The organism is Alteromonas macleodii, from assembly GCF_903772925.1.
Lineage (GTDB): Bacteria > Pseudomonadota > Gammaproteobacteria > Enterobacterales > Alteromonadaceae > Alteromonas > Alteromonas macleodii_A.
This window is the reverse complement of record NZ_LR812090.1, coordinates 3,157,422-3,171,613: the sequence shown is the minus strand read 5'-3', so window position 1 is coordinate 3,171,613 and position 14,192 is coordinate 3,157,422. Positions and strand designations below refer to the sequence as shown.

Annotated in this window: 13 protein-coding genes; 12 read left to right on the top strand and 1 reads right to left on the bottom strand. The window is 43.9% G+C overall.

Going from position 1 to position 14,192, the window contains the following annotated elements:
* Positions 1-283 precede the first annotated feature (283 nt).
* The 7 genes from PCAR9_RS13720 (at position 284) to PCAR9_RS13690 (ending at position 8,085) form a co-directional block, all read left to right on the top strand.
* Positions 284-568 carry a DUF6471 domain-containing protein gene (locus PCAR9_RS13720; RefSeq protein WP_179984073.1) on the top strand — a complete coding sequence of 95 codons (285 nt, stop codon included), beginning with the start codon at positions 284-286 and terminating at the stop codon, positions 566-568.
* Between the two features lie 322 nt (positions 569-890).
* Positions 891-1,937 carry a tRNA preQ1(34) S-adenosylmethionine ribosyltransferase-isomerase QueA gene (gene queA, locus PCAR9_RS13715; RefSeq protein ID WP_179984072.1) on the top strand — a complete coding sequence of 349 codons (1,047 nt, stop codon included), beginning with the start codon at positions 891-893 and terminating at the stop codon, positions 1,935-1,937.
* Between the two features lie 175 nt (positions 1,938-2,112).
* Entirely contained in the window at positions 2,113-3,225 is a 1,113-nt protein-coding gene (gene tgt, locus PCAR9_RS13710) for a tRNA guanosine(34) transglycosylase Tgt (RefSeq protein WP_118493223.1), read from the top strand.
* 24 nt (positions 3,226-3,249) lie between these two features.
* Positions 3,250-3,585 (top strand): preprotein translocase subunit YajC, encoded by a 336-nt coding sequence (gene yajC / locus PCAR9_RS13705; protein ID WP_179984071.1) that lies wholly within the window; start codon positions 3,250-3,252, stop codon positions 3,583-3,585.
* Between the two features lie 55 nt (positions 3,586-3,640).
* Positions 3,641-5,485, top strand: coding sequence for a protein translocase subunit SecD (gene secD, locus PCAR9_RS13700; RefSeq protein WP_179984070.1), 1,845 nt, complete (start codon positions 3,641-3,643; stop codon positions 5,483-5,485).
* Between the two features lie 10 nt (positions 5,486-5,495).
* Positions 5,496-6,437, top strand: coding sequence for a protein translocase subunit SecF (gene secF, locus PCAR9_RS13695; protein WP_179984069.1), 942 nt, complete (start codon positions 5,496-5,498; stop codon positions 6,435-6,437).
* A 457-nt stretch (positions 6,438-6,894) separates the two neighbouring features.
* Entirely contained in the window at positions 6,895-8,085 is a 1,191-nt protein-coding gene (locus tag PCAR9_RS13690) for a hypothetical protein (protein WP_179984068.1), read from the top strand.
* Between the two features lie 65 nt (positions 8,086-8,150).
* Here PCAR9_RS13690 and suhB read toward each other — a convergent pair whose 3' ends face one another.
* Positions 8,151-8,927 (bottom strand): inositol-1-monophosphatase, encoded by a 777-nt coding sequence (gene suhB / locus PCAR9_RS13685; RefSeq protein WP_179984067.1) that lies wholly within the window; start codon positions 8,925-8,927, stop codon positions 8,151-8,153.
* Between the two features lie 368 nt (positions 8,928-9,295).
* Between suhB and trmJ the strand changes: the two genes are divergently transcribed.
* The 5 genes from trmJ (at position 9,296) to iscR (ending at position 14,185) form a co-directional block, all read left to right on the top strand.
* Positions 9,296-10,045 carry a tRNA (cytosine(32)/uridine(32)-2'-O)-methyltransferase TrmJ gene (trmJ, locus tag PCAR9_RS13680; RefSeq protein WP_179984066.1) on the top strand — a complete coding sequence of 250 codons (750 nt, stop codon included), beginning with the start codon at positions 9,296-9,298 and terminating at the stop codon, positions 10,043-10,045.
* 6 nt (positions 10,046-10,051) lie between these two features.
* Positions 10,052-10,876, top strand: a complete 825-nt coding sequence (gene cysE / locus PCAR9_RS13675) for a serine O-acetyltransferase (RefSeq protein ID WP_179984065.1) — start codon at positions 10,052-10,054, stop codon at positions 10,874-10,876.
* 169 nt (positions 10,877-11,045) lie between these two features.
* Positions 11,046-12,500 (top strand): flavin-containing monooxygenase, encoded by a 1,455-nt coding sequence (locus tag PCAR9_RS13670; protein WP_179984064.1) that lies wholly within the window; start codon positions 11,046-11,048, stop codon positions 12,498-12,500.
* A gap of 50 nt (positions 12,501-12,550) precedes the next feature.
* Entirely contained in the window at positions 12,551-13,471 is a 921-nt protein-coding gene (locus tag PCAR9_RS13665; RefSeq protein WP_179984063.1) for an alpha/beta fold hydrolase, read from the top strand.
* A 228-nt stretch (positions 13,472-13,699) separates the two neighbouring features.
* Positions 13,700-14,185: a Fe-S cluster assembly transcriptional regulator IscR gene (gene iscR / locus PCAR9_RS13660; RefSeq protein ID WP_179984062.1), complete on the top strand. Its 486-nt coding sequence runs from the start codon at positions 13,700-13,702 to the stop codon at positions 14,183-14,185.
* Positions 14,186-14,192: the final 7 nt, after the last annotated feature.

Below are 14,192 nucleotides of genomic sequence, written 5' to 3'. Positions count from 1 at the left end.
CCTTTAGTTATTAAAGCGATAATGTTGAAAACGAATGTCGTATGCTCGGTGCTTTGTAACGCATTGCTTAGCTTACATCGGTGTTGAAACACAAAACCTAAAACCTAGCATTACCAAAAGAACAACCGCAGTTACTGTAACGACTATTTACGTCTTCGCCAATATCTTGACTTGCAGTGTAGACCTGTTGTGCCATAATCGTCAACATTAAATGCATGCTATAAGTGTAAAAAAGTGTGTTTTTGTAAAATATATATCACATTTGTGTGATTTTGGAGGCTGGGTGAACACAGGAAATGCGCAGAGTGCAAAGAATGCATGGCGACAAACGGTTGCAAGAGTCGTGAAATCTGAAATGTCTGTGCGTGGCGTAAAATATCAAGCGCTAAGCCAAAGGCTTGAAGAAGTTGGTGTGGATCAAAGCGCTGACAATTTAAGGAATAAAGTGAATAAAGGTATTATGGGGGCCGATTTATTGCTTCAGATTTTATACGTGCTTAAAGCTCGACCTTTAGATGCCGCGCTTTTAGAAGAAATCTTAACTGATCTTAGTGTTTCGAAAGAGTAGAATAGGGCAGATAAAAAAGTACCCAGCAAATGCCGGGTACGAACGATAAGGAATGTTATGGGAGAACATCATCACTATCTGGAGCAGATGTTAATCGTTTAAGTATTTGCTCGCTAGTACAAAATTCAACTAGTGCGTATTTTGAACGATAAGTGGGTATTAATATCTATACTTATAGGCTAAGAGGTAGGATTTCTAAGACTTTGGTCGACATTGCTTTCTGTGAAATTCCGCAACTTTAGTATAGTTACCTCCTCTTGATATTGTGTTAATCCATAAAGAAAGCCACATAAATTGCGTTTTAATTAAGAATCTATTATCTATGAAACTATCTGAATTCAGCTTTTCGCTTCCGGAAAGCCTAATTGCAAAATATCCCACCGAAAACCGTTCAGCCAGTCGCCTTTTGCAGCTAGATGGTAAAACAGGCGAAGTACGCCACAGTATGTTTGCTGATATGGTCGAACTTTTAGATGAAGGCGACTTGCTGGTTTTCAATAATACCCGAGTTATTCCCGCACGACTTTTAGGTAAAAAAGAAACGGGCGGACAAGTTGAAGTGCTTATTGAGCGTATTACGTCAGACAATACTGCGCTGGCACACGTTCGCGCGAGTAAGGCACCTAAGCCGGGAACTAAGCTTATTCTTGAAGAAAAAGTAAACGTGACGGTTACTGGTCGAGACGAGGCGCTATTTATTTTGCAGTTTGACCACGATGAAACTGTGCTAACGCTGCTGGAAGCGCATGGTCATATGCCGCTACCTCCTTATATTGACCGCCCAGACGAAAACTCAGACAAAGAGCGCTATCAAACCGTTTACAATCAAAAGCCAGGCGCTGTTGCAGCACCTACTGCGGGGCTTCACTTTGACGACGCCATCTTAGAGGCGCTCAAAGAGAAAGGCGTGAATTTGGCTTTTGTAACCTTGCACGTGGGGGCGGGTACCTTTCAACCCGTGCGCGTTGACAATATTCTTGAGCACAAAATGCACGCTGAGTTTGCAGAAGTCCCTGAAGAAGTCGTTGACGCTGTGTTAGCTACAAAAGCTAACGGAAAGCGTGTTATCGCAGTGGGTACAACCTCTGTACGCTCTTTGGAATCAGCGGCAAAGGCAAGCGCTGAACGCGGTGACGGGGAGCTTATTGCGCCATTTAACGAAGACACAGAAATCTTTATCTACCCAGGCTTCGAATTTAAAGTAGTAGACGCCATGTTCACTAACTTTCACCTTCCAGAGTCTACGCTAATGATGCTAATTAGTGCATTTGCCGGTAAAGACAATGTGATGAATGCCTACCAAGAAGCGATAGAAAAAGAGTATCGATTCTTTAGCTATGGTGATTCTATGTTTATTGAGCGCGCCTGAGCACATCATAAGTCTACGCTTCTTAGCGCTTAAATCGGTGTTTTTCCGGCCTTTCTAGTTTAGTTACAGATAAACATAGATACGGGGCATGATCTCAGCCAAATTACTGGTATAATCGCCGCCAATTTATTTTTATACCCAGCGCAGAAGCGCGTAAAAGTGGGAATGCTTTCACATGCAATTTGAGTTGTTAAAAACCGAAGGCCGAGCACGTCGCGGTCGTTTGGTGTTTGAACGCGGTGTTGTCGAAACTCCAGCGTTCATGCCAGTAGGTACTTACGGTACTGTTAAGGGAATGACCCCTGAAGAACTAAAAGACAGCGGTGCACACATCTGTCTTGGAAATACTTTTCACCTAATGCTACGCCCTGGTACTGGCATTATTCGCCAGCACGGCGATCTGCACGACTTTATGAATTGGGACAAGCCAATTCTTACTGATTCGGGCGGTTTCCAAGTATTTAGTTTGGGTGACTTGCGTAAAATTACCGAAGAAGGCGTAACGTTCCGCTCTCCAATTAATGGCGAAAAGATTTTGCTTACGCCTGAAAAGTCGATGGAAGTTCAGCGCGATTTGGGCTCTGACATCGTAATGATTTTTGACGAGTGCACACCGTACCCTGCTACTGAGCAAGAAGCGCGGGTTTCAATGGAAATGTCGCTGCGCTGGGCAAAGCGCAGTAAAGAGGCACACGGTGATAACCCAGCGGCACTGTTTGGTATTATCCAAGGCGGTATGTACGAAGGGCTGCGCGATGTTTCACTCGCTGGCTTAGAAGCTATTGGCTTTGATGGATACGCCATTGGCGGTCTTTCAGTAGGCGAGCCAAAAGAAGACATGATCCGCATTATCGACCACACTGCGCCAAAAATTCCAGAGGACAAACCTCGCTACCTAATGGGCGTAGGTAAGCCAGAAGATTTGGTAGAGTCTGTGCGTCGCGGTATCGATATGTTTGACTGTGTTATGCCCACGCGTAATGCGCGAAACGGTCATTTGTTTGTGACAGAAGGCGTTATCAAAATTCGCAACGCGAAGCACAGAAATGATACCTCACCATTAGATGAGAATTGTGATTGCTACACTTGTAAAAACTATTCTCGCTCTTATTTACATCATTTGGACAAGTGTAATGAAATATTGGGTGCGCGCTTAAACACCATCCATAACCTTCGTTACTATCAGCGTGTTATGCAGGGTCTTCGCGATGCGATCGACGCAGGTACGCTTGACGAGTTTGTACAAGAATTTTATGAACAAAAAGGGTTGCCGGTTCCGGCACTATAACAACGATAATATTTGGGGAATTTTATGAGCCTATTTATCTCGAACGCTTACGCACAGTCTGCTGGTGCACCGCAAAATGGCGGCATGGAAATGATCATCATGCTAGCTGTATTCGGTTTAATCTTTTACTTCTTGCTTTACCGCCCACAGGCTAAGCGCGTGAAAGAGCATAAAAACCTAGTTTCTTCGCTAGGCAAAGGCGATGAAGTATTAACACAAGGTGGTTTGGTAGGAAAAATCACTAAAGTGTCAGAAGAAAAAGACTTCATTGAAGTTGCACTTAACGAATCAAACAACATCGTTGTTCAGAAGTCTTCAGTAACTGCTGTGCTGCCTAAAGGCACCATGAAGTCACTGTAAGTAACAATAGCCGGGGCCGGGACGCTTCCCGGTACTGGCACGAAAGGATTATCCAGTGCTAAACAAAAACTCTATTTGGAAAGTACTGAGTGCACTCATTGTGGTTGCAGTGTGTGCACTTTATGCGCTTCCTAACATTTACGGTGAAGACCACGCCGTACAAATCTCAGCAGGCCGTGATGCCGTGGTGACAGATGCCACTGTTGAACAAGTGAAAGCCGCGCTAAGCGAAAAAAACATTTCTCCAAAGCGTGTTGAATTTGAAGGTGAACAAATTTTAGTTCGCGTTTCTGATTCAGACACCCAACTAGTTACTCGCGAAACATTAGAAAAAGCCCTTGGCGATGATTATTACGTTGCTATGAACCTTGCTCCGGACACGCCAGAGTGGCTTGAAGGTTTAGGTGGCGCGCCAATGAAGCTAGGCCTTGACCTTCGCGGTGGTGTTCACTTCTTAATGGAAGTGGACATGACAGAAGTTATTACCAAGTCTCTTGAAGATGCAGAGAGCGGTTTCCGTACTTCATTACGTGAAGAAGGTATTCGCTATCGTGGTGTAAAGCAGGTGGACGATCATATCGATATTACTTTTCGCGATGAAGACGCACTTGATAAAGCCGAGTTCTTTCTGCGTAACCAAAGTCGCGACCTTACTTTTAACCAAGTGGATGACTTAACGCTTCGCGCTATTTTTGCTGAAAGCAAGCTTCAAGAAATTCGTGACAACGCGGTTAAGCAAAACATAACTATTATTCGTAACCGTGTTAACCAACTTGGCGTGGCTGAGCCTCTTGTTCAAAAACAAGGTGCAGACCGTATTGTTGTTCAGCTTCCTGGTATTCAAGATACCGCTCGTGCGAAAGAAATTCTTAATGCCACCGCGACACTTGAGTTTCGCATGGTTGATCAGAAGAATGATATTCGTGATGCTTTGAACGGTCGTGTTCCTCCTGGTTCTCAGGTGATTGAAGACCAGCAAGGCATTCCCCAGCTTCTTGAAAAGCGTATTATGCTTACAGGTAGCCATATTATTGATGCGAACAGCGGTGTTGATGAATATGGTCTTCCAAACGTAAACATCTCTCTTGATTCTGAAGGCGGTAACAAAATGTCTCGCTCAACCCGTGGCAATATTGGTAAGCCAATGGCTACGGTCTTTATCGAGTACAAATCTACCGGTGAGAGAAATGATGACGGTAAGCTAGTATTTGAAAAGCATGAGCAAGTCATTTCAGTTGCCACTATTCGTGCGCAGCTCGGCAGCAAATTCCAAATCACTGGTCTTGATTCACCAAAAGAAGCCCGTGATTTAGCATTGCTACTTCGTGCGGGTGCACTGATTGCGCCAATTCAAATTGTTGAAGAGCGTACGGTTGGCCCAAGCTTGGGTAAAGAAAACATAGAGCTGGGTATGCAGGCTATTATGTATGGTCTGGCAGCGGTGCTTGTTTTCATGTTGATTTACTACAAAGCGTTTGGTGTTGTAGCGAACATCGCACTTATTACTAACCTAGTCATGATTGTAGGCATTATGTCGATGATCCCAGGCGCAACGTTAACGTTACCAGGTATGGCGGGTATTGTACTGACCGTTGGTATGGCGGTAGACGCAAACGTGCTAATTTTCGAGCGTATTCGAGAAGAGCTTCGTGACGGTCGCAGTCCGCAACAAGCTATCCATCAAGGTTACGACAGCGCGTTCTCAACCATATTGGATGCGAATATCACTACTTTCCTTGCTGGTCTAATTCTGTTTGCAGTGGGTACCGGCCCAATCAAAGGCTTCTCTATTACGCTAATGATTGGTATCGCAACGTCTATGTTTACCGCTATCTTAGTTACTCGCGTTATTGTTAACGCAGTATGGGGTGGTAAACGTCTTGAGAAATTAGCGATTTAAGGAGCGTAAAATGCAGTTATTAAAATTATCCGAAACCGTTAATTTCATGCGCCTTCGCATTCCTGCGATGGTGCTGTCGACAATTCTTATTATCGGCTCATTCGTTTCTTTAGGTGTAAATAGCCTTAACTGGGGTTTAGACTTCACAGGCGGTACGCTTATAGAAGTTGGCTATGAAGACGCGGCCGATTTAGAAGGCATTCGTGTTCAGCTTAATGAATCGAACTTCGAAGACGCCATTGTGCAAAATTTTGGCAGTAGCCAAGACGTATTGATTCGTATAGCGCCTAGAGACGGCGTGAAAGCAGTAACTATTGGCGAGCAGGTACTAGCAGCGCTGCGCGCTGACGGTACTGAGGTTGATATGCGTCGTATCGAGTTCGTAGGTCCTAACGTAGGTGAAGAGCTTACTGAGCAGGGCGGCCTTGCGATGCTAGTCGCACTCTTGTGTATTCTCGTTTATGTCGCAATGCGATTTGAATGGCGATTCGCTCTAGGGTCAGTGTCGGCACTAGCTCACGACGTTATACTTACGCTAGGTTTGTTTTCAGTACTTCAAATCGAATTTGACCTTACGGTACTTGCAGCGGTACTAGCGGTAATTGGTTATTCACTTAACGATACCATCGTTGTGTGTGACCGTATTCGTGAGAACTTCCGCAAAATTCGTAAAGGTGAGCCTGTTGAGATTATCAATATCTCGCTAACGCAAACCCTAAACCGTACTATCATCACCTCATTAACCACGGTGTTGGTATTGGTTGCATTATTCTACAAGGGTGGTGCGCTTATTCACGGATTTGCAACAGCATTGCTGTTTGGTGTAGTGGTAGGTACTTACTCATCGGTGTATATCGCAAGTTCAGTGGCACTTGCATTGGGTATTAGTAAAGAAGACCTAATGCCACCACAAGTGGAAAAGGAAGGCGCAGATTTAGATCCTATGCCTTAATGCTTCACTTCAGGTAGTTCAGGCCAAATTTAAAAAACCGCATCAATTCGATGTGGTTTTTTTATTGGAGTAATAGGCGCATTAAACCAATATATAAAAATGCCATGGGAGTTAGTGGGTTATTTATGTAATATGATTTGAAAAGCAAGTCATTTGAAGCCTACGTTTAGGTACTAATATGAATTTCAATTTCTCGGAAGTTGCAGATACTATAGAGATAAACTCTGCTAAATCTTGATTGAAAAAATGTACACAGTCTCCTTCGAAACCACAAAATAAAGACATCGCCACTGATTTTAGTTTGGCATTTGTGACAAGCTTCTTAAACACCTTTTTTCCTCTATTTCAGATTTTAAGCAGTTTATAGAATTGACATTAGTAAGGGGTACTGCTAGCTTAATTTAGCGCTGGGTCGCATATAAATAATTTAATTTACAAATAGATAAGGAATTCTATTATGCGCTACCTGATACAAATATCGATACTCTCATTATTAATAATGTTGTCGATACCCTCCACGGCAAGTGAGCTAACTTCAACGTACGTTTGCGACGACTGCAGCTACTCTGATGCGATTGATATGGCACGCTCTTATCACATTCAACCCGAATGTGTTGCTGAAAACCTAGGTAACGATGGCCAAGTTTTGCTTGGAAATACTACCTTTTCTTGTCCCACAACAACTCAAGAACTTATTATTACTGATCCCATAAACCGAACTAGTTTTAAGTTTGAAGTGCGTGCTGTCCAAACAGTAGATTGGGGCACTGCTTATGACATTACAGTGACTGACAAATCGATGATTCAAGAAGAGCGTGATGCTTTGGAGATGTTTTACGAAATTGACGAAGATTTTCGTCGTGGAATGGAACAAAACATATGGATAGAAGCAGAGCCGTTCATCAGTGCTAACACGCAAAACGTATCTATAAGTAGCGGCGGTGCAGGGGTTGTGGCAATGACTTCGTCAAACAGCGGTGGGCCAGATTGTTCAAACCATGCATCGCAAATCTTTGGTTCAGCCGAGTTTCGGAATAATGTTGAAAATCAGTCAACCCAACAAATAACCAGACAAATGGGGCTGAGTTCATGGAAAGACTTCACTTCTCAAATAGATACTAACGTATCGTTATCGCTAGGGACATCGTTAGGCGTATCGATTAACTTCTCACAAAGACAAAATAGTTATTTCGTTACAAGAGAAGATGATAACGGTGGCAAACTAGTTTATGAAGTTAGTTATCACGGTGAAAAAAGAGAGATTACTCGATTACCAAGATTGAGGAGCAGCACTGAGAGGTTTTTAAATTTGAATTTTAAACTTATCCCTGGTGTTTCAACAATTGATGGATACAGAATTACCAGCCTTTTTGGCGGTTATACCGATTTAACCGAAATCCCAATTTCGGTATGTTTGTCAGAAATGTTGACCAAACTACTCAATACAAAAACGCTGACAGAAGGAGGTGGTTCAGGCTCACTGATTGACGCAGTGGGGTTTGACGCGTCAAATGGGGGAACGTTGATTCCAAGAGCGAATACATGGACTAACCTAGGCGGTTGTAGAATTGTAGAAGGGACTGGGCAAATATGTCGTGCGGGAACCAACGACTGTGTGCAGGTAAGAGCCGATTATATTGATTGTTAGTCTAATCTCGTAAAATGCTACATGTACAAACACTGATAAGTGTTTGTACATGTTTTTTAAAGTATTTACTTAAGGTGTTTAACCAAGCCTTGAACCACTTTTACGCTACCGGCAACAATTTCACCTTTGTGAAGTGGGTCATTGCCGCCTTTAAAGTCGGTAACTAAACCGCCAGCTTCACGAACAATAAGTTCGCCCGCGGCAATATCCCAAGACTTGATACCACGCTCCCAGTACCCATCGTGACGGCCAGCCGCGACGTAAGCAAGATCTAGCGCTGCACTACCTGCGCGGCGAATGTCACCCACTTCGTGGAAAATTTTGTTTAGGCTAAGTGCATACTCGCCAAACTGAGATTTGTTTTTGAAAGGTAGGCCAGTAGCAATAATGGTTTCAGTAAGGTCACGTGGTTTAGAAGCACGGATACGATAGCCATTTAGCTGTGCGCCTTGACCACGGCTCGCGGTAAATAATTCACTGCGAATTGGGTCGAAAACAACCGCTTGGTCTAGACGACCTTTGTGAAGAAGTGCAATTGAAACGGCAAAGTGAGGGATGCCTTTTACAAAGTTAGTGGTGCCATCTAACGGATCGATAATCCACTGATAGTCTGTTTCTGTGCCCAGAACCTCACCCGCTTCTTCGCCTAGGAAGCAATGGTTCGGGTAAGACTGCTGAATTTTGGCAATAATTGCTTGTTCCGCTTCTTTATCAACTTGAGTAACGAAGTCGTTTAAGCCTTTTGACTCTGTCGCTACTTCATTATGTTTTTCAAAACCACGAACAATAACTGTTCCAGCCGCACGCGCAGCGCGCACCGCAATATTCAGCATAGGATGCATAGATAAACCACCAATTGTAAAAGACCAATGAAACAAACCAGCTGTATAAAAAATAGCTAGTTGTTTGCGAAAACGGGCGGAGTCTACCAGAATCTATGCGCGTTGCAAATGAATTCCCATTAGCGAAACAATTAATGATATCCCGTATTTTTTCAACACTGATTGGAATTGTCCTCAATAAGAGCCGTGGGGAAGGGCAAACTGGCCGGTTCAAAAAATTATATGGCATGCAACATAACTTAAGGGGGCTTGAGCTGCTCATAGCCTTCTATACTGCCGCTATGATAAACTTGAACTAATTTAAGATTGTAAGGTGATACGCGTTCGCGAATATCATCTATTTATAAAAGTACGTAGGTATCACACGCATGCTCGAAAATATTCGCATCATTTTGGTTAACACTTCTCACACAGGAAACATAGGCTCAACAGCGCGTGCTATGAAGACCATGGGCCTGAGTAGCCTTTATCTTGTTGACCCAGTAAATGAACCCGATGGTCAAGCGAGTGCCCTAGCAGCAGGTGCGGGCGATGTGCTGGCAAACGCTAAAATAGTAGGAACATTAGAAGAAGCTGTTAAAGACTGTGGCTTAGTGGTAGGAACGTCAGCCCGTTCGCGCACTCACTCGTGGCCTATGCTTGGCCCCCGTGACTGCGGAGAGAAGCTTGTACAGGAAGTAGAAAAGTACCCAGTAGCCTTGGTTTTCGGCCGTGAAAACAGTGGTTTGACGAATGAAGAATTGCAGCAATGTCACTTTCACATGTGCATTCCCGCTAACCCTGAATATAGCTCGCTTAACTTAGCGGCTGCAGTTCAAACACTGTGTTATGAAATTCGCATGGCGTATTTAAATCGCGAAACTTATCCAAGCGTTGAAGAAGAATACCCGCTAAATGACGATTTAGAGCGTTTTTATACCCATTTGGAAACAACGCTTGAAGGCACGTCTTTTATACGTAAAAGCCACCCAGGTGTGGTAATGACTAAGCTACGCCGCTTGTTTAACCGCGCACGTCCTGAATCTCAAGAGCTTAATATTTTACGCGGAATATTGGCGTCTATCGACAAATCGGTTAAAAGCGCTAACTCCACCGAAAATAAAGACGAGAAAGAGTAAGCAGTTATGTTTGCCCGCATTAAAGATGATGTAAAAGGCGTTTTTCACCGCGACCCTGCGGCCAGAAATACCTTTGAAGTATTAACCAACTATCCTGGCCTTCATGCTGTGTGGCTACATCGAATTAGCCACAAATTGTGGAAGGCAGAATGGAAATGGTTGGCACGCACATTATCAACGTTTAGTCGTTGGCTTACGGGCATTGAAATTCATCCAGGGGCAACGTTAGGACGACGGGTATTTATCGACCACGGTATGGGCGTCGTTATCGGTGAAACCGCCGAAATTGGCAATGATGTTACTCTATACCATGGGGTGACTCTTGGTGGTACTAGCTGGAAAGCCGGCAAGCGCCACCCAACACTTAAAAACGGCGCAGTCGTGGGAGCGGGGGCTAAAGTCTTAGGTCCGATTACCATTGGTGAAAACGCCAAAGTAGGGTCCAATTCTGTAGTTGTTAAAGATATTCCAGACGGCGCTACAGCAGTTGGCATTCCCGGTCGTATTATTATTTCTAAGCAAAAAGAGTCGAATGCCACGGTAAATCCTCAGCGCGATAAAATTGCTCAGAAATATGGTTTTGATGCCTATGCAGTCGCGCCAGATAACCCTGATCCAGTGGCCAATGCTATGGGAGTCATGCTAGAGCACATGCATCAGATGGATACGAAAGTGGAAGAGATGTGCAAGGTCATTCAGTCATTGGGTGGCGATGTGTGTACCGATAATTTACACAACATCAGTGCTGAAGATTTCGCAGATACGGGCTTTGATTTAACAGAAACTCAAGAGCGCGAAAAAGCCCATTCATCCTTCGACCCAGCAATTTAAAGTTTAAGCCCTATTTAATTCTAATAGGGCTACAGATATTCTGCCTCTATACTGCAACAGTAACAGTAAATAAAAAGACCGTCTTTACAATGATTTAACATCTGTGTTGACTAGTGTAAGACTCCAACATACATTGTGGTAACGTTAATTATGGCTTTTCAGGGATGTTATGCAGAGCGAGTTACCACTTTTAGACGTTTTGATCGTAGGAGCGGGTATTTCAGGTATTGGCTGTGCATATCACATTCAAAATAAATGCCCTGACTTGTCCTATTCGATTATTGAGGCAAGGGGCGATCTAGGCGGAACTTGGGATTTATTTAAGTATCCAGGAATACGGTCAGATTCCGATTTATTTACCTTTGGTTACGACTTCAAACCGTGGAAAGAGAAAAAAGCTATTGCTGATGGCGCGTCAATTAAAGCCTATGTTGATGAGACCGCTGCTGAAAATGGGATTAAGGAATATATACGCTTTTTTACACGTGTCGTGGATATAGACTGGCAAAGCGATAAGAAATATTGGCGAGTAACGTTATCGTCAGAAAAAGGCGGACAGCAAGAACAAATCGCTGCAAGATGGATATTTAACGCATCAGGTTATTACCGATATGACAAAGGTTATACCCCAAACTTTAAGGGGCAATCCCGCTTTAAAGGTCTAATCGTACACCCCCAGCATTGGCCCGAAGACCTAGAATACGAAAATAAACGCGTAGTGGTGATAGGTAGCGGTGCTACAGCGGTAACGCTAGTTCCCGCATTAGCAAAAAGCGCGTCGCACGTGACTATGCTGCAAAGAACGCCATCCTATATATTGCCTGTCCCCGTTGATGATCCGGTCGCAAAATATTTACGTGCATGGTTTAGTGAAGATACAGCGTTTAAAGCTGCGCATCGGTTTAATATAGCGAAACAGCGCTGGGTGTACGGGTTTTGTCAGCGCTTTCCGCATCGTGCGCGCAAAATAATACGCATTCTTAATGCAAAGATGCTACCAGCAGGGTACCCAGTAGATACTCACTTTAACCCACCTTATAACCCTTGGGAGCAGAGGCTCTGCGCAGTTCCAGGTGGTGATTTATTCGAATCAATTTCAAGTGGAAAAGCGTCTGTTGAAACGGATACGATAGATACATTTACCGAATCGGGAATTAAACTCAATTCGGGGCAGCATGTAGATGCCGATATTATAGTAACGGCAACCGGCTTAAATCTTCTGCCATTAGGAGGATTAGTTCCTAAAATAGATGGGAAAGCTGTTACGCTTTCAGATTGCGTTACGTATAAGGGGATGCTGCTTAGTGGCGTGCCTAATTTTGCGATTGCGGTTGGTTATACATCTTCTTCATGGACTTTAAAAATAGGTTTGTTGTGTGAGCATCTTACGCGTCTATTGAATTATATGAAACAACAAGACTATGTAGCATGTACACCCGTTGCCACGCAGAATATGGAAACACAGCCGTTACTTAACTTCGGGGCCGGTTACATTCAACGTTCATTAGATAAGTTACCCCGACAAGGGATGCATTATCCCTGGTCTATGTCGTTTAATTATGCAGAAGATGTAAAGATTTTCCGAAAAGGGCGGGTAGACGATCCTGCTCTTAAATTCGAATAGAGTTTTGAGCGTTCTGCGATACCCTGTATTTACTAAACGAGAATATTTATATGAGCTTAGCCCAGCATAATGAGCAATTTGTAACGCTTAATAACGGTGATACATTCTGTTATGCCGAACATGGTAGTGAAAACATTGAGACAATCGTACTTATTGTCGGATTGGGTCTTCAATTAGTTTACTGGCCAAAAGCACTAATAGAACGCTTAGTGGCCAGTGGTTTCCGTGTTATTTGCTTCGACAATCGCGATGCTGGAAAGTCGGTGCGCAGCAACACACCGCATCCTTCTCTCCTTCAGCAACTAAGAGGCAAGGCTCCTAAAGGGGCTTACGGGCTGGAGCGTATGGCTGAAGATACTGCCCAGCTTTTGGAGGCGCTAAATATCGAAAGCGCACATGTTGCTGGAATGTCTATGGGAGGGATGATTGCGCAAACTCTCGCGAGCCTTCACCCAGAAAAAGTGCAATCTATGACGTCGATTTTCTCTACCACTGGAAGTCGAAAAGTCGGTCAACCGTCTTATTCAACGCTATGGCGTTTAGCAAGAGCAAAGGCACCAGCATTTGAAAATGATGCGGTTAGAAATTATGAAGCAATGATGACTCATATAGGTGATGCGGCAGCTGAAGATGCCATAAACCAATGGCACCAATATGCGAAATTAGCATGGCAGCGCAATGGTGGTAAGAGTGATGCAAAAGCCCTGTTTCGGCAAATTGGTGCAATCATGAAATCAGGTGATCGAACACCAATGCTTAGAAACGTTAAAACACCAACGTTAGTGATACACGGAGACGTCGACCACATGGTTCACCCAAGTGGTGGCGCTGCAACTGCTAAAGCTATATCTGGTGCTAAGCATCAGGTTCTGCGAGGGTTACGCCATCAAATTGATAATATTCAGTCACATCGAATAGCAGACAGTATTCTTGCTCATATCCACTTAAACGCTAATGGTAAGCGGGCATAATAAACGTGAATTTTTGCGTATGAAATACATATTCTTTGAAGAGCGCAATCAAACGTAAAAACACCGCTAAAAAGTGCTTTGTGTTACAGTGCATCAGAGCTTACACCTCTAATAAACAAAAGCGATTACACGCATCAATAATACCTGACTAAATTACTAGGTCTTATACTTGACCATTTTAGTCGGGTATGTGAAAATTCCCGCACTACAAAACGGCGGGAGAATTCAATGAAACTCACTTCAAAAGGGCGCTATGCGGTTACCGCAATGCTTGATGTCGCTTTGCATTCAAAGCGTGGTCCAGTGCCTCTTGCCGATATTTCAGAACGACAAGAAATTTCCTTATCTTATTTAGAGCAGCTTTTTTCTCGACTGCGTAAAGAGCAGCTAGTAGACAGTGTTCGCGGGCCCGGTGGCGGTTACCTATTAGGCCGCGAAGCGAGTGACATTGCAATAGGCGAAGTCATTCGCGCCGTCGACGAGTCTATTGATGCTACGCGGTGTCAAGGGCAAGCCGATTGCCAAGGCGGTGATCGTTGCTTAACCCATAGCTTGTGGCAAGACCTAAGCGACCGTATTGCCGCATTTTTGAACTCGATTACGCTTGGTGAATTAATGGCTAAGCGCGATGTGCAGGAAGTGGCCGGTCGTCAGGACGGTAATGCATCACTTCGTCATATCACTAAAGATATCGAAGTAAGTATTCAACTTTAAATTGGTA

Bases quoted from the DNA above. Each gene is read 5' to 3' on its own strand.
- secF (WP_179984069.1), top strand. From the start codon at position 5,496: ATGCAGTTATTAAAATTATCCGAAACCGTTAATTTCATGCGCCTTCGC.
- PCAR9_RS13665 (WP_179984063.1), top strand. From the start codon at position 12,551: ATGAGCTTAGCCCAGCATAATGAGCAATTTGTAACGCTTAATAACGGT.
- trmJ (WP_179984066.1), top strand. From the start codon at position 9,296: ATGCTCGAAAATATTCGCATCATTTTGGTTAACACTTCTCACACAGGA.
- suhB (WP_179984067.1), bottom strand. From the start codon at position 8,927: ATGCATCCTATGCTGAATATTGCGGTGCGCGCTGCGCGTGCGGCTGGA.
- cysE (WP_179984065.1), top strand. From the start codon at position 10,052: ATGTTTGCCCGCATTAAAGATGATGTAAAAGGCGTTTTTCACCGCGAC.
- PCAR9_RS13690 (WP_179984068.1), top strand. From the start codon at position 6,895: ATGCGCTACCTGATACAAATATCGATACTCTCATTATTAATAATGTTG.
- iscR (WP_179984062.1), top strand. From the start codon at position 13,700: ATGAAACTCACTTCAAAAGGGCGCTATGCGGTTACCGCAATGCTTGAT.
- yajC (WP_179984071.1), top strand. From the start codon at position 3,250: ATGAGCCTATTTATCTCGAACGCTTACGCACAGTCTGCTGGTGCACCG.
- PCAR9_RS13670 (WP_179984064.1), top strand. From the start codon at position 11,046: ATGCAGAGCGAGTTACCACTTTTAGACGTTTTGATCGTAGGAGCGGGT.
- queA (WP_179984072.1), top strand. From the start codon at position 891: ATGAAACTATCTGAATTCAGCTTTTCGCTTCCGGAAAGCCTAATTGCA.
- tgt (WP_118493223.1), top strand. From the start codon at position 2,113: ATGCAATTTGAGTTGTTAAAAACCGAAGGCCGAGCACGTCGCGGTCGT.